Source organism: Candidatus Planktophila versatilis (genome assembly GCF_002288345.1).
Classification (GTDB): Bacteria; Actinomycetota; Actinomycetes; order Nanopelagicales; family Nanopelagicaceae; genus Planktophila; species Planktophila versatilis_A.
This window is the reverse complement of sequence record NZ_CP016781.1, coordinates 467,247-485,105: the sequence shown is the minus strand read 5'-3', so window position 1 is coordinate 485,105 and position 17,859 is coordinate 467,247. Positions and strand designations below refer to the sequence as shown.

The following is a 17,859-nucleotide window of genomic DNA, read 5'->3' as shown; positions in this document are numbered from 1 at the left end:
GAATCATTGGGTTTTCGTCGCAATCTGTGTGACGCGAGCTCGTGCCAGCTCTGATTTAGTCAGCGCCACCGGCAGCACCTTGGTTCCAGTGGGTGCAACATTTTCTGATTGCAATGCGAAAGTCATTACCTTCTTAAATACTGGTCCACCAAGTGATCCGCCCCAGTGGCCATTCTTGGGATCCTGCAAAGTAACACTGATGACATATCGAGGAGCATCTGCTGGTGCGAATCCAATAAAAGATGCGGTGTAACCGCTGTAGCGACCAGTGTTTGGGTCGTATCGGTTTGCTGTTCCTGTCTTACCAGCCACTCGATAACCAGGAATAGCCGCACTCGGCGCCGTACCTTTGGCTGAGACAACGCTCTCCATCATGATTCGTAGCTTTACCGCTGTGTCTTCACTGATCACTCGCGTGGAACTTCTATTGGCAGCTGGCGTGAAGTGTCCTGATGCATCACTTGTTCCAGCAATCACTGTGGGAGAAACACGAACTCCATTATTTGCAATAGTGGCAAAGACACTCGTCGCTTGCATTGCTGTCAGTGAATACCCTTGACCGAAAGCAACTGTGGGAGCTGTTGTTCTGGACCAATCCGAGACGGGACGTAAGAGGCCAGCTGATTCACCCGGAAGTCCAGAACCAGTCTTTGATCCAATTCCAAACTTTCGCAAATAGCTATATAAAGTATCGTGGCTGAGAGTTTCACCCACCTGAATAGTTCCAGTATTGCTAGAGACGGCAAGAATTCCGGAAGTAGTCAGATGTTGAATGGGATGTTTTTCATGGTCATGAAATGCCTCACCACCACGTCTAAGCATGTAAGGCACGGTAAAGACTGTTGTGGGCGAAACTGTTTTCTCTTCAAGTGCTGCTGCCATCGTCATTACTTTGCCAGTCGAGCCCGGCTCATACACATCTTGTACTGATGGATTTCGCATCAGTGAGAGTTCAACGCTTTTTGTATTATTGGGATTAAAGGTGGGTGCAGTTGCATGGGCAATAATTTCACCCGTTTTTGGATCCATCACGATGACCGTTCCATTCGACGCCGCCGAATCCTTTACCGCTGTCGCAATAGCTTCGGCTGCAACCCACTGAACATCACGATCAATTGTGAGACGAATATTGGTTCCTGATTTGGCCGCGACTAGTTCGCGCTGCGAACCCGGAATTTCAGCACCATACCCACGCGCATAGGAGTAACGACCATCGGTGCCGGTAATCAATGAGTTCTGCCCTGATTCCAGTCCTGATGCGCCAATGCCATCGGCGCGCACAAAACCGATCAGTGATGAGACCAGGGAACCGGATGGATATTCGCGAATGAATACACGTTCTGGAAAGAAACCAATGATTCGATTCTCAAGTTCCTTGCCCGCGAGTGTTTTGTTGTAGTTATAGAGCTCTTCTGTGAGTTGATCCCAGAGCGCTGGACGCGCATTCTTAAGCACAATTGAATACTTTCGAGTACCCGTAATGCTGCTTTGAATATCTTCGGCCGGTAGATTTAAAATCGGAGCAACAAATGCTGCGACCCGGGCCGGATCGGTAATCTGAGTTTGGTCAACCACAATATTGATAGCAGAGACGCTACGAGCAAAGCCAATTCCGTTAACATCGGTGATTTCACCACGGGGGGCAGGTATGACTCTCGTGGATTGCATCTCATTCGCAGCTTTTGCCTGATATGCATTGGCTTGAATCACTTGCACGCGAACAAGCTGGCAGGCAAAGAGGATAAGCACGCCAAAGATGACAGTAACAAGGATGGCAATCCTTGAATGAGCCAGGCGCAGATTACCCATTGGTTGCACCCACCGCAGGAGTGAGATCTAGGAATACCGGTGTCTCAGATGGGCGCATCCCAAGCAGCGTGGCAGCGGCAGCAAGATTTTCTGGCGCCGCATGTGAATCGATAGCGCGATTAATCGCATCTCGTTGATCTGCCAACTGTTTAGCTTCATATTTAAGATTCGAGAGCGTAAAGGCATCTTGCGCGAGCAAGGTATTGATTCCAAGTAGTGCAAGAAATCCAACTAAGCTGACAATTGTCAGAAACTTGGCAAAGTATTTCTGAGTAGCGCGTGCTCCGCTATTCACATCAGGAAATAGCCCAAGAATGACATCGGCAGTTCGCTCCCCCACCGGTTTACGATTCTTAGCCGGTGTGCGCGAAGGCAATAGCGCGCGGGCAGTTGCTAGTGACATTAGGCAGCCACCCGTTCTATTGCGCGAAGACGAACTGAAGCAGAGCGTGGATTGCTCGCTAGCTCTTCCTCCGACGGGGTCTGACTTGAACGAAAGACAAGTGAGAATTTGGCCGCGTATTCCGGAAGTTCGATTGGAAGATTGCGCGGACTCTTAGATGTTGATGCTTCGGCAAAAATCTCTTTTACGATGCGATCTTCCAGCGATTGGAACGACATCACAACTAAGCGTCCGCCGACCATTAATAAATCAAGGGCATCGGGAAGAGCGCGCGAAATTGCTCCAAGTTCATCATTTGCTTCAATACGTAGGGCCTGAAAGGTGCGCTTTGCTGGATTCCCACCGGTGCGCCTAGTGGCGGCCGGAATGCTCTCTTTTACTAGCGTGGCAAGTTCAGTCGTTGAATTTAAGGGCGCTTTGGCGCGGGCTTTGACAATGTTTTCAACGATGCGGGTTGCAAACTTCTCTTCCCCGTAGGCGCGAAGAATGTGAACTAATTTGCCTGGCTCGTAGGTATTAACGATTTCAGATGCGGTAATTCCTTGACTGCGATCCATACGCATATCAAGAGGGGCATCTTGGGAGTAGGAAAAACCACGTTCTGATTCATCAAGTTGAATGGAGGAAACCCCTAAATCAAAGAGGGCGCCATTGATATGGCTAAAACCAAAGCTTTTTGCTACTGCAGAAATTTCATCAAAGACGCAATGGGCAGTCTTTAATCGATCTGCATATGGGGTAAGTCTTTCTGTCGCTCGACCCAGCGCGATTTCATCTCGGTCAATACCGATGACGGTGAGATTTTTAAATCTCGCTAAAAGCGCCTCAGTGTGTCCACCTAAACCAAGAGTTGCATCGATAACAACTGGGTTCTCTGATTTTTCAATTGCAGGGGCAAGGAGTTCTACGCAACGATCGCGCATTACAGAAATGTGTTGCATCTTCTCCCCCGTTCTCAGATGTCTCTAGCTAAGCGCTCAGTTCTGGTCACCGCCGGCCGACGGATCTATTGCGATAGCGACGCCGGGGAAGGGACGTCGCTGCCGGCCCAACTGGTAAGGAGAGGTCGGCGGTGGCCACAAATGAGCGCTCTATTTAGTTGTGAACTTCTTATTCAGTTATAAATATTTTTTGCTGATGTTTTAAAAAAGTCCCGGAAAAACTTCTTCAGAAACATCAGCAAAACTCTTTTCGCGATCAGCGAGGTATTCATTCCAAGCAGCGCTATCCCAAATTTCAACGCGGGTATTGGCGCCAATTACTACGCACTCTTTTTCAAGACCGGCATAGGTGCGAAGTCCTTGTGGAATCGTCACGCGACCTTGGCGATCAGGAATTTCATCGTGGGCGCCGGCAAACATCACGCGTTGGTAATCGCGAGCGCTCTTTGCAGTCACAGGTGCTTGCCGCAAGGTCTCGGTAATCGTTGCGAATTCAGTTGCGGGAAATACATAGAGGCATCGCTCTTGACCCTTAGTAATGACTAGACCTGGTGAGAGCTCTTCCCGGAATTTGGCGGGAAGGATCAGCCGTCCTTTTTCATCAAGGCGTGGTTCGTGAGTACCGAGAAACATCGCTATCGAACCCCTTCCCCAAGTGGCGTAAGCGTGAAATTCCCGCTCAATTCCCCACTTTACACCACTTTCCCCCTTTTATCACCACTTTCTGCCATTATTTTCCCTCCCCCTCCCCTTTCAAGTTGGGCTGAAAATGGGCGTAAAAAAGCCCCGACCGTAGGGTCAGGGCTGGTGAGGTATGGCGCTTACTTAGAGATCTCGTTGTTCCCAACGCTCATCTAACCGCTGGGAAAGTGATTTACGGGAAGTTTTAGCACGTGGGGCGCCTTTTGCCACAGCGCCAAGGGAGCGAACCAGGGTAAGGACTCCGGTGAGGGAGATCAGAAAGCCCACTACTCCCACTGGGGTGGTCTTTGAGATCAGGCCGGCAAATATGACGCCAATGCCTAGAACGACCAGGGCCAGTGCGAGCAGAAGGCGAGGCTTGGTAGCAGTCATGGTGGAGCCAGCCAACTTTGACTCTAGCCCTGGGTCATCAGTTGCTAGGGCAGCTTCCATCTCGGCCAATAAGCGGCGCTCACGATCAGATAAAGACATATACACACTGTAGAACACTTCTTTTTCTTGCGCTACTTACGCCTCACTATCGCCAGAATCCCCCGTAATCAGCCGTCCTGGGCGCACGCTGCCCCCGCCAAAACGGGCTTTCGCCTTATCGATAGCGGTATCGGCATCGCGCCACCCGCGCTCGCGCGCTCCAAGTTCTAGCTGCACCGGTGCCTCATCAAGCAAATTACTCAGTGAGACCCCAACCAGGCGAATCCGTGCACCTTCATTGTTAAGGGCTAGATATAACTTCTTCACAATTTCATAGGTCTCATGTGTGCCATCGATTCCGATAGGTAAAGTCTTGGCTCGGCTGAGTGTTGTGAAATCTGCAAACTTAATCTTCATCGTCACGGTCTTGGCAAATAAGCCGCGCTCTCGCAAACGCGCCGTTGCCTTCTCTGCCATGCGCAAGAACTCCGCCAATATCTCTTCCGGGCTATCAATATCGCGGGCAAAAGTTTCTTCATTGCCAATACTTTTCTCTGGCTCATCTGGAATCACATTTCGATAATCACGACCCCAGGCAAGTTCATAGAGTGATTCACCGGTGGCATCTCCGAGGGCTCGCACGAGAGTGGAGCGCGGAGTATTGGCGATATCGGCAACAGTATGTAGCCCAAGTCGATCCAGTGATTCAGCTGTCTTAGGGCCCACTCCCCATAGCGCCCGCACCGGAAGTGGATGTAAAAACTCCAAGATTCGATCTGATTTGATTTCTAGCATGCCATTAGGTTTGCAGTGTTGCGATGCTAGCTTTGCAATAAATTTAGATTGTGCAATTCCCACCGAACAGGTAATTCCCTCTTCCTGCTCTACCTGCGCCCGAATCTTGGCGGCAATCTCGCGTCCATCACCAAATAATTTCTGCGCACCTGTCACATCAAGAAATGCTTCATCAAGTGAGATGGGTTCAACAAGGGGTGTGAAGGAGTTAAATATCGTCATCACTCGCTCTGAAATTTCGGCATAGCGATGATGCTCTGGTGCGATAAAGATGGCATGAGGAGCCATGCGCTTTGCTCGTCCCACCGGCATAGCAGCGCGAATACCGAATTTACGCGCTTCATAGTTTGCCGAAAGAACTACGCCCCGCACACCAGCGCCAACAACAAGGGCTTTACCTTTATATTGCGGGTTATCGAGCTCAGCCACAGATGCATAGAACGCATCCATATCTACATGCAAGATTGTTGCTTGCACCAGCTCTTCACTCATATCGCCACACTATCTCTATGCACGCGCCATTTTTCGTAGGCCAGGCTTAAGTCCCACACCGCTGTTGCCCGTATTGATATGCCACGTGCACCTGTGCGCCGAGTTTGCCCACGCACCAAAAGCAGCGATGTCGAATACAAGGTAGATGCGTGATCGACTTGCGCATCAGGAAAGAAGGTGGAATCACTGCAGCCATAGCCATCATCTAAGGTAAGAAAGATAACGCGGCGACCAGAGCGCACCGGCGGAGTTTGTAAAGCAACTTTCACGCCAGCCACAAGTACCGAAGACTTCGAACGCAAGGAAAGTAAATCCGATGATTTCACCGCCCCAATTGCGTTAAGAAATGGCGCATAAAAGCTAAGCATATGTTCGGTGACATCCATACCCAGATGCTTGATCTCACTACGAACTTTCTCAGCTGCATTCATAGGTGCCAGACCACTGCTCTCCAGTGCAGGTGGTGCGAAACCAAAGGTGAGTTGGGAACCAGGAAGGTGGGTGACGGGAGATTTCTGAAGATCGCTAAAGTGCAGCAGCAGATCGCGTTGATTGCTGTGCACCGAATCAAAAGCCCCAGTGAGAATAAGGTTTTCAATCACTGGAGTTGAGGCGCCAGATCTGCGGTAGAAATCGGCGAGATCGATATAGGGCTGACCAGCAATAATGGATGCAATTTCTTTTGCAGAAATTCCAGCAACGGTAGCGAAAGCGATTCGGATTGCATCACCATCGAGGGTGCGCTCCACGTGGTAATCAGCAGCTGATTTATTGATATCAAGCGGTGCGATACCCACACCTAACTGGCGCACTTCATCGAGCATGAGTCGCTTGGGATACATACCGGGGTCGTGCGTTAAGACCCCAGCCATAAATGCAGCTGGGTGATGGGTTTTAAGCCAGGCTGATTGATAGGTGGGCAGGGCGAAGGCAGCCGCATGTGCTTTACAGAAACCAAAGGATGCAAAGGCGCGCAATACTTCCCAGATTTCAGTGATGACCTGTAACTCATATCCGCGCTGGGTTGCAGCAGGAAAGAACCAGTCGCAGACTTCTTGTTGACCGCTCCTATCCCCCAAAGCCCTACGTTTCTCATCAGCGGCGGCAAGTGAAATACCAGTCATGACCGAGATGATTGAAATTACCTGTTCGTGAAAGACCACAACACCTTCAGTTTCCGACAAGATGGGAAGCAAGTCGGGATCAATGATGCGTGCCGGAGTAAAGCCATGTCTGGCTTCAAGAAATGGGCGGATCATGTCACTTTTGACCGGCCCTGGTCGAAAGAGTGAGATATCGATAATCAGATCGCTAAATGTGCGTGGCTCTAACTTGCCCACAAGTTCGCGTTGCCCGGGGCTCTCTACTTGAAAGATACCGAGTGTGCGCGTTGATTGAATCAGGTTATAGGTATCGGCATCATCGAGTGGCACGGCATCGATATCTATTTCGGTATCTTCAATTCGTTTAATTTCATGCACGGCGTGTGCGATAGCCGATTGCATCCGCACGCCCAAGATATCGAGCTTAAGTAAACCAATATCTTCCACATCATCTTTATCAAATTCCACCATCGGAAAGCCACCAGCGTTGAGTTGTATCGGTGCCCGGTCAAGGAAAGCTGCATCAGATAAGACCATCGCGCATGGATGCATGGCAAGGTGGCGCGGCAGACCATCAAGGCGGGCAGCGAGAGCAATCGTTGCCCGAGTTAAAGGCGCCGATGTATTCATATTCTTTAACTCAGGTAGCGAGTTCAGCGCGGCATCAATATTGCCGGCTCGAATATGCGGCATCGACTTTGCCAATAAATCAATCTCAATCGCCGGCATGCCCAGCGCCGCTCCGGCATCGCGAATTGCATGGCGGGCGCGGTAGGTATCAACCATGGCAACTGTGGCACACCGCGAAAGAGCACCTGGCTTACTCCAATCCTGGGCGCCATAACGTTTAAAGACCATCTCATAAATTTCAAGGCGTCTTGCAGATTCAACATCAATATCAATATCAGGTAGCGCCCGGCGCAGCGGTGAACAAAAACGCTCCATGAGTAGCCCATGTTGCATCGGATCAACGCCAGAGATTCCAAGTAGGTGACAGATCAATGAACCGGCGCCACTGCCACGTGCTGCCACCCGAATATCGGCAGCGCGCGCCATATCGGTGATATCGGCAACGGTAAGAAAGTAAGACTCATATCCCAGCGTTGCAACTGTTGCCAGTTCATCATCAAGACGTGCCCGCGCCTTTGCGATGGTGACGCCATCGTGATAGCGCCAATTGATTCCTGCTTCAGCGCGAGTACGCAAAAGTGTGCGCATTGCAGCAGGTGAATCAGCGCCCACAACATGGGCTTCCGGTAGATGAATGGCACCTAACCCAATATCGCGATGTGGTGATAAGACTGCGCGTTCGGCCCACTGACGCGTTGTTTTAAGTAGTAAACGTGGCGTGCGCTCACCTGCTGCGCGTGCGATTTCAGCAGCGAGTGCAATCATTTCATCGCTGCTCTTTAAATAGGCTTCCGCATTTCGACGTTCAACATTGCGTGGATGCAGCGGCACTAATTGGCGAGCGCAATCTAAGACATCAGCAACCGGACCATCAGCGCGATCACGCATCCGCACAGCGTTGGTAATCACCGCATCAATATCGTTATCGCGGGCAAAGATAAGACTGCGCGCTGCGTGCACGGTAGAGCGCGGTCCATTACCGGCCACCAAGTGCGAGACGCATTCGATGGCATGGTCAGCAAAGAGATCGCGGGTCTGATTAAAGATATCAAGGGCGCTATCAAAGCGATGGGCGGCAATCGCCTGCGATACCGGTGATTCCGGGCCATGAAGCAGATGCAGCTGAGATGTGTACTGGCTAAATTTTTCAAGGAGCTCGGGTTTGAGTACCGGCTTTCGACTATCGGTATTCATATGTATGCCGGTCATCAAGCGCACCAAACTGCGCCATCCCCCATCGCCATGCGCCAAGATTGTGACGCGCGGTAAGACACCCGATGTATCGCCCAGATAGATCGGCAGGTTGATTCCGATAATCGGTGCGATGCCATGAGCTACACACGCCTTAGTAAAACGGATCGCGCCAGCTAGGCCATCGCGATCTGTTAGTGCCAAAGCGGGCATCTCGAATTCAGATGCGCGAGCAACAAGATCGCGTGGTTGAGTAGTGCCATATTTAAATGAATAGGCACTTGCTGTGCGTAAGTGAATAAAGCTCATGGTTAGATAGCTCTAATAATCCATTGACCCGTTGTCTCATCGCGTTCGAGTTGGAAGGTTGTCAGCGCGCCAATCGGCGCCGCCTCCACCGTCCAGAGTGCGCGCGCTTGATCATCGGGGCGAAACTTTCCATCGCTAATGCGATTCCACCATCCGCCTGCTTCACACCATCTAGATAAAACTGCATGGATACGAAAACGCTTACCTTTAAAGGTGAATTCAATGGGTGTGAGCCCACCATCGGATAGGACCTCGTGCGGCCTTACTACTTCTGCTGCCATCTTTTACTACTTCCCCTGGTACCTGTGGATATTCGAACAGATGTTCGAAAAGTAGTCCAGAGCTCTGACAAGGGCAACTCCCCCTCGATTCACGCTCAACTAGGCAGCCCGATCATGCGTGGCGCGGCGAAATATAGTTGAAATTTCAACTACTCTTAGCAGTAAGACCCACCCCCACTTTTAGGAGAATCAATTGAACGCAGTTCTAGTAATCGGGCGAATCCTCTTCGCATTTATCTTTGTGACATCAGGTATCGCTCACTTTGCAAAGCTTGAAGCGATGACAGGTTATGCCCAGTACAAGAAGCTACCGGCTGCAAAGCTCGGAGTAATGATTTCTGGTCTCTTCTTCCTGCTTGGCGGTATCTACATCGCAGCCGGATTCTGGGTAGACCTTGGCGCGCTCTTGCTCGCAATCACGCTCATCCTGGCCGCAGTAATATTCCATAACTTCTGGAAAGAGACTGATCCAACAGCGAAGCAGAACGAAATGATCGCCTTTAACAAGGACATCGCACTTGCCGGAGCTTCACTTATCCTCTTCGCTCTCATCGCATGGGGAACAGTGACAGATTTGGGACCAAGCGTCGGAAATCTTGCATTCTTCAACTTCTAATTAGCCAGTAATTCACGAAAGCCCCTGCGAGAAATCGTGGGGGCTTTCGCATTCTCATGGAAAGATGCGGCTATGGAAATCCTCGGAGCCCTCATTGCTGGATCATTTATTGGCGCAGTACTTGGCTTTGTTGGCGCAGGTGGAGCAATGCTCGCTGTGCCGATTCTCATCTATGGCTTTGGCTTTGACCCGAACGAAGCAACCACGGCTGCAATCGCAGTAGTCTTTCTGGCAGCTGCGTCCGGTGTCATTCCGAAAGCACGCAAGAAGCAGGTGCTCTATCGCGATGCCTTAGTAATCTGGGCGTTCGGGCTCATTACCAACCTCGGCTTCTCATCGATTGCAGATAAATTACCTGATGCATTTATTACTTCTGGATTAGCTGTTGTGCTGGTAGTTGCCGGTGCTTCTATGTTGCGCCCACCAAAACTTGAAGAACAAAAGCGCATGCCCATACCAGTGCTCATAGTGATGTCACTAGTTATTGGCTCCATTACCGGACTCTTCGGAATAGGCGGCGGATTCATAGCGCTACCAGTACTCGTGCTCTTCTTTGGAACACCGCAAGTAGTCGCTGCCGGAACCGCACTTTTTATTATCTGCATCAACTCACTCACCGCCTTCTTGGGCCGCCCAGATCAGTGGAACGATGTGCAGTGGCATATCCCAATCTTTATTGGGGCTGCCGCCATTGTTGTTGCCCAAATTGCATCATCGCAGGCCCATCGCACCAACCCTAAAGTCCTGCGCGCATCCTTTGCCTACCTGCTCTTTGCCCTGGCAACCTTTACCGTGATTACTACTTGGATTTAATTAAGTTCGCGCACCTTGATGTATTTAACTTGTACGGCAACGACAAAAATAGCGCGACTGGCAAAGCCAAGGAGGAAAAATGATGCCCAGAGCGCATTACGAGCCCGAATCCCCCGCTGATAAATAGTCAGAGCACCCAAAGACATATGGCGACGCTATCTCATAAAGTTCACCTATGGATGGAATTCTGGAGAAGGCTGCAGTTAAAAGGTTTCAGGAAGCAGCCACAAAGCTCGGTGTGAAAGGTGAGGTAAATATCCTTGCTGAAACTGCGCGCACCGCTATCGATGCTGCCAATGGTCTTGGCATAGAAGTTGGCCAAATTGCATCATCGCTAATCTTCAAACTTCCATCCGGCAATCCACTTCTAATCATCACTAGTGGCCGTCATCGCGTTGATACCGAGTTGGTTGCTAAGAATTTAAGAATTACAGAACTAGGCCGCGCAGATGCTAATTATGTGAAGGAAGTTTCCGGTTATTCAGTCGGCGGCGTGAGCCCATTAGGGTGGATTTCCAAGCCAGAAATAATCCTTATTGATGAAGCGTTAAACGATTACGACATCGTCTGGGCTGCTGCCGGCCATCCGCATGCGGTTTACCCAACCACTTATGCAGAGCTCATTACCTGCACCGGCGCACAGCCAATGGTCGTTGGCAATTAAGCGAGTAACTCCGCAAGTAACTTCTCTACTCGCCCCTTAATGTCATCACGAATCACGCGCACAGATTCAATTCCTTGTCCGGCAGGGTCATCAAGTACCCAATCTTCATAACGCTTACCTGGGTAGTAAGGGCAGGAATCACCGCAGCCCATAGTGATCACGGCATCTGATTGTTGCACCGCTTCTGGTGTAAGAATCTTGGGAGTGTTATTGGCAATATCAATTCCGATTTCAGCCATCGCTGCAACTGCGACTGGGTTGATGGAATCTTTTGGCGCAGAGCCGGCAGAGAGTACTTCAACACGACCTTGGCCGAGCTCGCGCATAAAACCCGCTGCCATCTGGGAACGACCTGCATTGTGAACGCAGACAAAGAGAACACTTGGCTTACTCATTTATTTTCCTGACTTAGCTTTAGAGGTGAGTGCTTTAAATCCTAGGTATCCGAGCAGGCCGCCGATAATTTCGGCCAGTACAAATAGCGGCGCTGACTTAGGTGCTATTCCAGAGAAGGTATCTGAGAACATGCGGCCAAAGACCGCCGCTGGATTGGCAAAGGAGGTTGAGGAGGTGAAGAAGTAGGCAGCTCCGATCCAGGCGGCAACCAAGCGGGCAATTTTCTTATCTTCCTTCTGCTTGAGCGCTAAGTGAATAATTAATATCAGACCCGCTGTGGCAATGACTTCACCGAGCAGCAGATGGGCACCGGTGCGCTCTTTTTCTGAAATATAAATTGCAGAATACTCAAACATCAGATTGGCAACTATTGCTCCAACTGCAGCACCTGCCAGTTGCGCAATGATGTATAGCGAAAACTCTTTGCCCTTGATTTTCTTGGTGAAAAAATCAACTCCAGTAACAACAGGGTTGAAGTGGGCGCCACTGATGGGGCCAAGTAAGGTGATTAGGATGTAGAGGACAAAGACAGTTGCGATGGTGTTAATCAGCAACTGGATTCCAACATCGTTGCTTAGCGCTGTGGCCATCGCTCCAGAACCCACAACTGTGGCAATCAGGGTGGCTGTGCCTAGAAATTCACTGGTTAACTTTCTGCTCAACATGGATGCTGGGTATCCTTTGCCTATGAGTAGCGATGAGAGAGTCACGGTCGCTTACTTCTTTACCGTCAAAAGTAAGAGTATCCCTTTCGCCTTTATGAGCATGGCAAGCCACGCTCTGCGCGCGCGATTGTTCACCGGAATTTCATTTGCCAAGATGCTGGGCACCGGCAGCGGTGAAACATTTACACCCAATGATGCAAATCTCTATCGCTGGGGCATGGTGGTCGTAATTAAAAAAGACCAGCTCCCCACCTTTGATCAATCTTCAATGATTAATGCCTGGCGCAGCCGTTCGACTTCTGAATTTCGCGCAGTGCTCACTCCTCTGTCATCACACGGGCTGTGGGCGAAGCAGAACCCATTTGATTTCACAGCGCCACAACTAAACGCTGATGCAAAGATTGCTGCGATTACACGTGCGCGCATTAAGTGGAGTAAGAACTTCATTTTTTGGAAATCAGTACCTCCTGTTGTCACTGATTTGCATCAATCCCCAGGCTTTATTGCTGCCATAGGAATTGGCGAAGCACCTATCGGATTACAAGGGACTTTCTCACTATGGGAATCCGCATCTGCCCTGCGAGATTTTGCATATAAGGGCGCCGCACATCAAAAGGCGATAGCACAGACTAAAGATATTGATTGGTATAGCGAAGAACTCTTTGCCCGCTTTGAAGTCCTGGAACTTCGAGGTGAGATTTCTTCGATTACCCATAAGTAAGGCAGACTTGACCCATGTCGATCCGCCATTACAACCCACGTCGCAGACGCCGTGGCGGAGTCTCCCCGAAAACTCGCAACTTCCTTTACTCACTCGTTGCACTCACTATTGCTCTGCAGATTTCCTATCCGCTCATCGGCGGTGAAGCACTTCGTATTGTCACAATCGCAACTGTCTATGCCGGGGCCCTGGCCATGATTTTGCATGGTCATCTCTCTTATGGATTCAAATACTCCTCACGATATGTGCCAGCGGTATTTCTCTTCGGCCTAGGAATAGAATCCCTTGGCTTACATACTGGGTGGCCCTTTGGTACTTATGAATATGACTCATCTTTAGGTGTTGCACTCTTTGGTGTTCCACTCGTTGTTCCCTTTGCCTGGTTAATGATGGTGCATCCAGCACTCATAGCAGCGCGTCGAGTCACAACCCACTGGGTATTTATCTACGGTGGGGCACTTCTGATGGCCTGGGATTTATTTCTTGATCCACAGATGGTTGCCGCCGGTCGTTGGACGTGGGAAGTACCTGGTGCACACGTGCCCTTCACACCCGATGTTCCACTTTCCAATGCCTTTGGTTGGTTACTTTCCGGGTTAGTCATAACCGGAATTTTGCATCTGATTCTGCCGCGCGAGCGACGCAAAGAGAGCGCTTCACTTGTTGCTGTCGATGCGCTATTGATTTGGACTTGGTTCTCAGGGTTCATCGGCAATCTCTTCTTCTTTGATCGCCCAGGCTTGGCCGTCTTCGCTGGATTTGTGATGGGAGTGATTCTTACGCCGTACTTCTTCTCCAGCTGGCTCGGTAATAAAGATTAGCCTCTGATGCGCTTTGCACTCTTTGTCCTGTGTTATCTCATCTTGCTCATCGCACTCTTTAACTTCTTTACCATTCGAATTCCTCGCAATAAGGCGGCGGTTTCCACGCCAGTAACCGTGCTGCTGCCTGTACGCAATGAGCAGGCCAATATCGGCCCGTGTGTTGCAGCGCTAGTGGCACAAAAAGGTGTTGCCCAGCTTGAAGTAATCATCATTAATGATCTATCAACTGATAACACAGCTGAGGTGCTCAAAGCAGCAATCGGTGCGGATTCTCGGTTTTCTGTGATTGAAGCCGATGGGCCACGCGAAGGTTGGCTCGGTAAAGTCTCTGCCCTCCACACTGGTTTTGCAAGAAGCACAGGTGAAGTCATTATCTGCCTCGATGCCGATGTGCGATTAGAACCCGATGCCATTTCGCGTGCGGTCAATCAACTCCAAGATCTATCACTAGATTTTATTTCACCATATCCGCGCCAAATCGCAGGCACTTTCAGTGAAAAATTGATTCAGCCTCTACTGCACTGGTCTTGGATGAGCACTGTCATTCTGCGCCTGGCCGAAAAAGTCCCACATCGAAGTACCGCGGTTTCTAATGGACAGTTCTTTCTTATCCGCGCCAAAGCTTTGAGTGCAATTGATGGCTTTACATCTGTCTCAGCCAAGATTCTTGATGATGTAGAACTAGCTAGATCACTGATTACCGCCGGGTTTTCAGGCGTAGTGACTGAAGGTTCCGGGATTTCACACACGCGCATGTATACAAGCTTTGATGAGATTCGCCAGGGCTACGGCAAATCTCTTCACAAAGCATTCGGTGGCGCACTCGGCGCCATTGTTGCTTCGCTATTTATTGCAGCAACCGGTCTAGCACCACTGCTTCTCATACTCGATGGCTACTTCATTGGCTGGATCGCATTCTTCTGCATTGCATTAACGAGAGCACTCAGCGCTATTCGTGCTCGTTCTAATCCGCTCTACGCACTCTTGCATCCACTATCTGCGGCGCTTCTTCTCTATCTCATCGCTTACTCTTGGGCCAAGCGCGGAAGTATTCAGTGGAAAGGTCGCACCGTATGACCGGACACGTAGGAAAGGTAAAACAGCCTGAACGCATTGCAGTTGTGGGCGCAGGTATCGGCGGACTTTGCACGGCAGCTCGCTTAGCAAAGGCAGGTCATCTCGTCACAATCTTTGAAAGCTCCAATCGCACTGGCGGAAAGTGCCGAACTGAATGGATTGGCCGCTATGCATTTGATACCGGGCCCTCACTTCTGACTCTGCCAGCTGTATATCGTGATTTCTTTCAGCGCACCGGAGATGTCATGGGGCGCGTTCTTGAGATTGAAGAAGTAAATCCTTCCTTTGATTACCGCTTCCATGATGGCAAGAGTGTGAAATTTTCTAATCTTTCTCGCAAGAAAACTCTGGCCGCAATTTCTGAATCACTTGGAGAAGAAGCTGCCCTTGAATGGGATGCGCTCATGCGCCAAGCAGAGGCGATGTGGGATGTCTCGCGTGGACCATTCGTGGAATCAGAGTTGAAATCTCCGCTCTCATTACTTAAAAGACCCAGGTTAATGCGCGATCTCAAGACGATTGCCCCCTGGAAATCACTGCGTGGAATCGGAATTCGCAATCCCTATTTGGCCAAGATCATGGATCGCTATGCAACATATAGCGGCTCAGATCCACGGGTGGCACCGGCTGTGCTTTCCACTATCGCATTTGTAGAAGAGGCTTTTGGTGCTTGGCATGTAAAAGGTGGCGTTGGCACGCTCTCTGAAAAGATTACAGAACGCTGTGAAAAACTTGGAGTCACTATTCGCCTAAATACCTACGTTGATGAAATCACAACTAAGTCGGGTACTGTCACAGGCGTTGTGGTCCAGGGCCATCATGAAGAATTTGATCGCGTTGTGGCAAATGCTGATGCCCAATTTGTCTATAACAACCTGATGGCACCGACAAATAAAGTGGTAAAGATTCGTAAGCAGCTCGCAAAATCAGAGCCGTCCCTTGCTGGATTTTCACTGCTCTTGGGGCTCAAACCGAGTACAGCTGAACCACTTGCTCACCACACAATTCTCTTTCCTGAAAATTACGATCTCGAATTTGAATCAATCTTCACCAGCAAAACTCCCGTTGAAAAACCTACTATCTATATCTGCGCCCCACGAGATCCGCTGATGGTTAAAGATGCTGGACACGAAGCCTGGTTTGTCTTAGTTAATGCACCACGACATGACCCCTACGAAGGTGGTTTCGATTGGAGTGATGCTGAATTTAACCAACGCTATGCCCACTCAATCATCAATCAGATTGAGGCTACTGGAATTGCGGTGCGTGAGCGGCTAGAAGTTCTTGAAATTCGCACCCCACTTGATTTACAAGAGAGCGTGCATGCACCAGGTGGTTCAATCTATGGAAGTTCAAGTAATGGAGCGCGTTCAGCATTCTCGCGAGCGAAAAATCGTTCTCCTATTAAAGGGCTCTATCTAGTTGGTGGCTCTGCCCATCCTGGTGGCGGCTTGCCACTAGTTGGGTTAAGCGCCGAAATAGTTGCTAACGCAATTCTCGATTAAGACAAGGTCTTCTTGGCAAATCTCATTACTTGCACGAAGCTGACCAGAAGAAGAAGTATGAAGGCGTAGGAAATGTAAGTAACTCCTGGAATATCTAGGATAAAAATAATTAGAACAAGTGCCAGGAAGATTGCTCGCACCGGACGCTCTGTTGCCGTAACAACTCCAACTTCAGAGTGGCCAAGGGAGGCAAGTCGCGCCCGGGCATATTCCTGGGTTGATGCAATCGTCCACATCAGAATTGCTGCCCAGGCCGGAATTCCCACAGTCCAACCAAAGTAGAGCCAACACGCTTCCGAGATGCGATCAGCAATGGAATCAAGAACTGCGCCCCACTTACTTTCGCGCCCCTGCACAATGGCGACACTTCCATCGATGCCATCGAAGAATAGTGAGACGACAAGAAGAACTAGTGCTATGCCAGCACTTGTTGAAAATGCCATCGCAACAGCAGTTGCGAGTCCAAGGAGAGTTAAGAAATTTGGGGTGAACTTCAGCGCCGTACATACGCGTGCAACTTGATAGGAAAAGCTGAGCCAGCCAGCAACTGCGCCTTTAATCGCCGCTCCCCCATGAAGAGCGCTCCAGCGCTCTTTGAATTCTTGCTCAGTCAGTGCACTCATCGTTCATCTTTAATCTGTGCATAAATCTCACGGGTAGCAGTTGATGAATTCATTGTGTAGAAGTGAAGTCCTGGTGCTCCACTTTCTAGTAATTGATGGCAGAGATTTGTGGCTATCTCCACACCTAATTTACTGACATCTTCTGGGCTATTTTCTACTGCTGCAAAGCGCTCTGCAATGGATGAAGGAATTGGTGTTCCACCCAATTCTGCCATCCGGTTAAGTTGTTTCACATTTGTCACCGGCAAGATGCCAGCAATGATGGGAAGGCTGGAACCTTTGGCCGCTAACTTATCGACCAGCGCTTTCCATTTATCTACTTCAAAGAAGAATTGCGTGGTTGCAAATGTTGCACCGCGTCGCTGCTTTTCAAGTAAGACTTCAATATCTTTATCAATATCTCCAAGAGAACTCGGATGGCCATCAGGAAATGCTGCAACACCGATTGTGAATCCACCGAACTCAGCTGCCATGGTGACTAATTCATCTGCGTGATTGAGTCCGCCTTGCGTGGGAACCCATGGTGCTCGCGGTCCACCGGTGGGATCACCACGCAGCGCCAAAATGCTTGTGATTTCAGCATCGCGATATTTTCCAAGAATTTCACCTAGCTCATCGCGCGTTGAGCCCACACAGGTTAAGTGTGCAACGGTGGGAATATGTGTTCGCGCAGTGATTTCAGAAGTGATGCGAATGGTGCGATCTCGCGTACTTCCACCTGCACCATAGGTCACAGAGATAAAGTCTGGGGATATTGATTCCAGTTGCGACATCGCCGACCAGAGCCGCGCTTCACCTTCGACATCCTTAGGCGGGAAAAATTCAAAGGAGTACGTAACTCCACTTCGCACGCTGCTTTTCTCCACTGCCTCAGAGTATCGTTGCGCC

At 50.0% G+C, this 17,859-nt stretch carries 20 protein-coding genes; 7 read left to right on the top strand and 13 right to left on the bottom strand.

All coding sequences use genetic code 11. From position 1 onward, the window contains the following. Positions 1–3: 3 nt before the first annotated feature. The 8 genes from A1sIIB142_RS02490 to A1sIIB142_RS02455 all read right to left on the bottom strand — a co-directional run bounded on the left by A1sIIB142_RS02490 (position 4) and on the right by A1sIIB142_RS02455 (position 9,067). Entirely contained in the window at positions 4–1,809 is a 1,806-nt protein-coding gene (locus tag A1sIIB142_RS02490) for a peptidoglycan D,D-transpeptidase FtsI family protein (protein ID WP_095693537.1), read from the bottom strand. Next, a complete protein-coding gene (ftsL, locus tag A1sIIB142_RS02485) occupies positions 1,802–2,212 on the bottom strand; it encodes a cell division protein FtsL (RefSeq protein ID WP_095674686.1) in 411 nt (136 codons plus the stop codon). The genes A1sIIB142_RS02490 and ftsL overlap by 8 nt, the downstream gene beginning before the upstream one ends. After that, positions 2,212–3,153: a 16S rRNA (cytosine(1402)-N(4))-methyltransferase RsmH gene (gene rsmH, locus A1sIIB142_RS02480; RefSeq protein WP_095693536.1), complete on the bottom strand. Its 942-nt coding sequence runs from the start codon at positions 3,151–3,153 to the stop codon at positions 2,212–2,214. The genes ftsL and rsmH overlap by 1 nt, the downstream gene beginning before the upstream one ends. Before the next feature lie 201 nt (positions 3,154–3,354). Continuing rightward, positions 3,355–3,786, bottom strand: coding sequence for a division/cell wall cluster transcriptional repressor MraZ (gene mraZ, locus A1sIIB142_RS02475; RefSeq protein ID WP_095674685.1), 432 nt, complete (start codon positions 3,784–3,786; stop codon positions 3,355–3,357). Between the two features lie 192 nt (positions 3,787–3,978). Continuing rightward, complete coding sequence (locus tag A1sIIB142_RS02470; RefSeq protein WP_095693535.1) at positions 3,979–4,326, bottom strand: DUF3040 domain-containing protein; 348 nt, start codon at positions 4,324–4,326, stop codon at positions 3,979–3,981. Positions 4,327–4,362: 36 nt separating this feature from the next. After that, the gene (dinB, locus tag A1sIIB142_RS02465) at positions 4,363–5,553 is read right to left on the bottom strand and encodes a DNA polymerase IV (RefSeq protein WP_095693534.1); all 1,191 of its coding nucleotides are present in this window, start codon (positions 5,551–5,553) and stop codon (positions 4,363–4,365) included. Beyond that, a complete protein-coding gene (locus tag A1sIIB142_RS02460) occupies positions 5,550–8,786 on the bottom strand; it encodes a DNA polymerase III subunit alpha (RefSeq protein WP_095693533.1) in 3,237 nt (1,078 codons plus the stop codon). Before A1sIIB142_RS02460 ends, dinB begins: the two co-directional genes overlap by 4 nt. 2 nt (positions 8,787–8,788) lie before the next feature. Then, positions 8,789–9,067 carry a DUF6504 family protein gene (locus A1sIIB142_RS02455; protein WP_095674681.1) on the bottom strand — a complete coding sequence of 93 codons (279 nt, stop codon included), beginning with the start codon at positions 9,065–9,067 and terminating at the stop codon, positions 8,789–8,791. Positions 9,068–9,260: 193 nt separating this feature from the next. Here A1sIIB142_RS02455 and A1sIIB142_RS02450 point away from each other — a divergent pair, with 193 nt between their 5' ends. Next, positions 9,261–9,683: a DoxX family protein gene (locus A1sIIB142_RS02450; RefSeq protein ID WP_095693532.1), complete on the top strand. Its 423-nt coding sequence runs from the start codon at positions 9,261–9,263 to the stop codon at positions 9,681–9,683. Between the two features lie 72 nt (positions 9,684–9,755). Next, entirely contained in the window at positions 9,756–10,496 is a 741-nt protein-coding gene (locus A1sIIB142_RS02445) for a sulfite exporter TauE/SafE family protein (protein ID WP_095693531.1), read from the top strand. Here A1sIIB142_RS02445 and A1sIIB142_RS06575 read toward each other — a convergent pair. Next, positions 10,493–10,642, bottom strand: coding sequence for a hypothetical protein (locus A1sIIB142_RS06575; RefSeq protein ID WP_190283287.1), 150 nt, complete (start codon positions 10,640–10,642; stop codon positions 10,493–10,495). The genes A1sIIB142_RS02445 and A1sIIB142_RS06575 overlap by 4 nt on opposite strands. 29 nt (positions 10,643–10,671) lie before the next feature. Between A1sIIB142_RS06575 and A1sIIB142_RS02440 the strand changes: the two genes are divergently transcribed. Continuing rightward, entirely contained in the window at positions 10,672–11,160 is a 489-nt protein-coding gene (locus tag A1sIIB142_RS02440; RefSeq protein ID WP_095693530.1) for a YbaK/EbsC family protein, read from the top strand. Here the strand turns inward: A1sIIB142_RS02440 and A1sIIB142_RS02435 are convergent. Further along, complete coding sequence (locus tag A1sIIB142_RS02435; RefSeq protein ID WP_095693529.1) at positions 11,157–11,555, bottom strand: arsenate reductase ArsC; 399 nt, start codon at positions 11,553–11,555, stop codon at positions 11,157–11,159. The genes A1sIIB142_RS02440 and A1sIIB142_RS02435 overlap by 4 nt on opposite strands. After that, positions 11,556–12,221, bottom strand: a complete 666-nt coding sequence (locus A1sIIB142_RS02430) for an aquaporin (protein ID WP_095693528.1) — start codon at positions 12,219–12,221, stop codon at positions 11,556–11,558. 22 nt (positions 12,222–12,243) lie between these two features. Between A1sIIB142_RS02430 and A1sIIB142_RS02425 the strand changes: the two genes are divergently transcribed. Genes A1sIIB142_RS02425 through A1sIIB142_RS02410 form a run of 4 tightly spaced genes read left to right on the top strand, consistent with a single transcriptional unit; the run spans position 12,244 to position 16,348 of the window. Continuing rightward, complete coding sequence (locus A1sIIB142_RS02425; protein ID WP_095694130.1) at positions 12,244–12,942, top strand: spheroidene monooxygenase; 699 nt, start codon at positions 12,244–12,246, stop codon at positions 12,940–12,942. A 14-nt stretch (positions 12,943–12,956) separates the two neighbouring features. Beyond that, positions 12,957–13,763, top strand: a complete 807-nt coding sequence (locus A1sIIB142_RS02420; protein WP_095693527.1) for a carotenoid biosynthesis protein — start codon at positions 12,957–12,959, stop codon at positions 13,761–13,763. A gap of 6 nt (positions 13,764–13,769) precedes the next feature. Next, positions 13,770–14,843, top strand: coding sequence for a glycosyltransferase family 2 protein (locus A1sIIB142_RS02415; protein WP_095693526.1), 1,074 nt, complete (start codon positions 13,770–13,772; stop codon positions 14,841–14,843). Then, entirely contained in the window at positions 14,840–16,348 is a 1,509-nt protein-coding gene (locus tag A1sIIB142_RS02410; RefSeq protein WP_095693525.1) for a phytoene desaturase family protein, read from the top strand. The genes A1sIIB142_RS02415 and A1sIIB142_RS02410 overlap by 4 nt, the downstream gene beginning before the upstream one ends. Here A1sIIB142_RS02410 and A1sIIB142_RS02405 read toward each other — a convergent pair. After that, positions 16,345–16,971, bottom strand: a complete 627-nt coding sequence (locus A1sIIB142_RS02405) for a CDP-alcohol phosphatidyltransferase family protein (RefSeq protein WP_095693524.1) — start codon at positions 16,969–16,971, stop codon at positions 16,345–16,347. The two genes, A1sIIB142_RS02410 and A1sIIB142_RS02405, sit on opposite strands and share 4 nt — an antisense overlap. Further along, a complete protein-coding gene (gene metF / locus A1sIIB142_RS02400) occupies positions 16,968–17,837 on the bottom strand; it encodes a methylenetetrahydrofolate reductase [NAD(P)H] (protein WP_095693523.1) in 870 nt (289 codons plus the stop codon). The genes A1sIIB142_RS02405 and metF overlap by 4 nt, the downstream gene beginning before the upstream one ends. Positions 17,838–17,859 lie beyond the last annotated feature (22 nt).

What these genes read in the sequence shown, in the direction of transcription:
- A1sIIB142_RS02460 (WP_095693533.1), bottom strand. Translation starts at nt 8,786, where the DNA reads ATGAGCTTTATTCACTTACGCACAGCAAGTGCCTATTCATTTAAATAT.
- ftsL (WP_095674686.1), bottom strand. Translation starts at nt 2,212, where the DNA reads ATGTCACTAGCAACTGCCCGCGCGCTATTGCCTTCGCGCACACCGGCT.
- A1sIIB142_RS02445 (WP_095693531.1), top strand. Translation starts at nt 9,756, where the DNA reads ATGGAAATCCTCGGAGCCCTCATTGCTGGATCATTTATTGGCGCAGTA.
- A1sIIB142_RS02470 (WP_095693535.1), bottom strand. Translation starts at nt 4,326, where the DNA reads ATGTCTTTATCTGATCGTGAGCGCCGCTTATTGGCCGAGATGGAAGCT.
- A1sIIB142_RS02415 (WP_095693526.1), top strand. Translation starts at nt 13,770, where the DNA reads ATGCGCTTTGCACTCTTTGTCCTGTGTTATCTCATCTTGCTCATCGCA.
- mraZ (WP_095674685.1), bottom strand. Translation starts at nt 3,786, where the DNA reads ATGTTTCTCGGTACTCACGAACCACGCCTTGATGAAAAAGGACGGCTG.
- A1sIIB142_RS02490 (WP_095693537.1), bottom strand. Translation starts at nt 1,809, where the DNA reads ATGGGTAATCTGCGCCTGGCTCATTCAAGGATTGCCATCCTTGTTACT.
- A1sIIB142_RS02410 (WP_095693525.1), top strand. Translation starts at nt 14,840, where the DNA reads ATGACCGGACACGTAGGAAAGGTAAAACAGCCTGAACGCATTGCAGTT.
- A1sIIB142_RS06575 (WP_190283287.1), bottom strand. Translation starts at nt 10,642, where the DNA reads ATGTCTTTGGGTGCTCTGACTATTTATCAGCGGGGGATTCGGGCTCGT.
- dinB (WP_095693534.1), bottom strand. Translation starts at nt 5,553, where the DNA reads ATGAGTGAAGAGCTGGTGCAAGCAACAATCTTGCATGTAGATATGGAT.
- A1sIIB142_RS02420 (WP_095693527.1), top strand. Translation starts at nt 12,957, where the DNA reads ATGTCGATCCGCCATTACAACCCACGTCGCAGACGCCGTGGCGGAGTC.
- A1sIIB142_RS02435 (WP_095693529.1), bottom strand. Translation starts at nt 11,555, where the DNA reads ATGAGTAAGCCAAGTGTTCTCTTTGTCTGCGTTCACAATGCAGGTCGT.
- A1sIIB142_RS02425 (WP_095694130.1), top strand. Translation starts at nt 12,244, where the DNA reads ATGAGTAGCGATGAGAGAGTCACGGTCGCTTACTTCTTTACCGTCAAA.
- A1sIIB142_RS02405 (WP_095693524.1), bottom strand. Translation starts at nt 16,971, where the DNA reads ATGAGTGCACTGACTGAGCAAGAATTCAAAGAGCGCTGGAGCGCTCTT.
- A1sIIB142_RS02440 (WP_095693530.1), top strand. Translation starts at nt 10,672, where the DNA reads ATGGATGGAATTCTGGAGAAGGCTGCAGTTAAAAGGTTTCAGGAAGCA.
- rsmH (WP_095693536.1), bottom strand. Translation starts at nt 3,153, where the DNA reads ATGCAACACATTTCTGTAATGCGCGATCGTTGCGTAGAACTCCTTGCC.
- A1sIIB142_RS02430 (WP_095693528.1), bottom strand. Translation starts at nt 12,221, where the DNA reads ATGTTGAGCAGAAAGTTAACCAGTGAATTTCTAGGCACAGCCACCCTG.
- A1sIIB142_RS02455 (WP_095674681.1), bottom strand. Translation starts at nt 9,067, where the DNA reads ATGGCAGCAGAAGTAGTAAGGCCGCACGAGGTCCTATCCGATGGTGGG.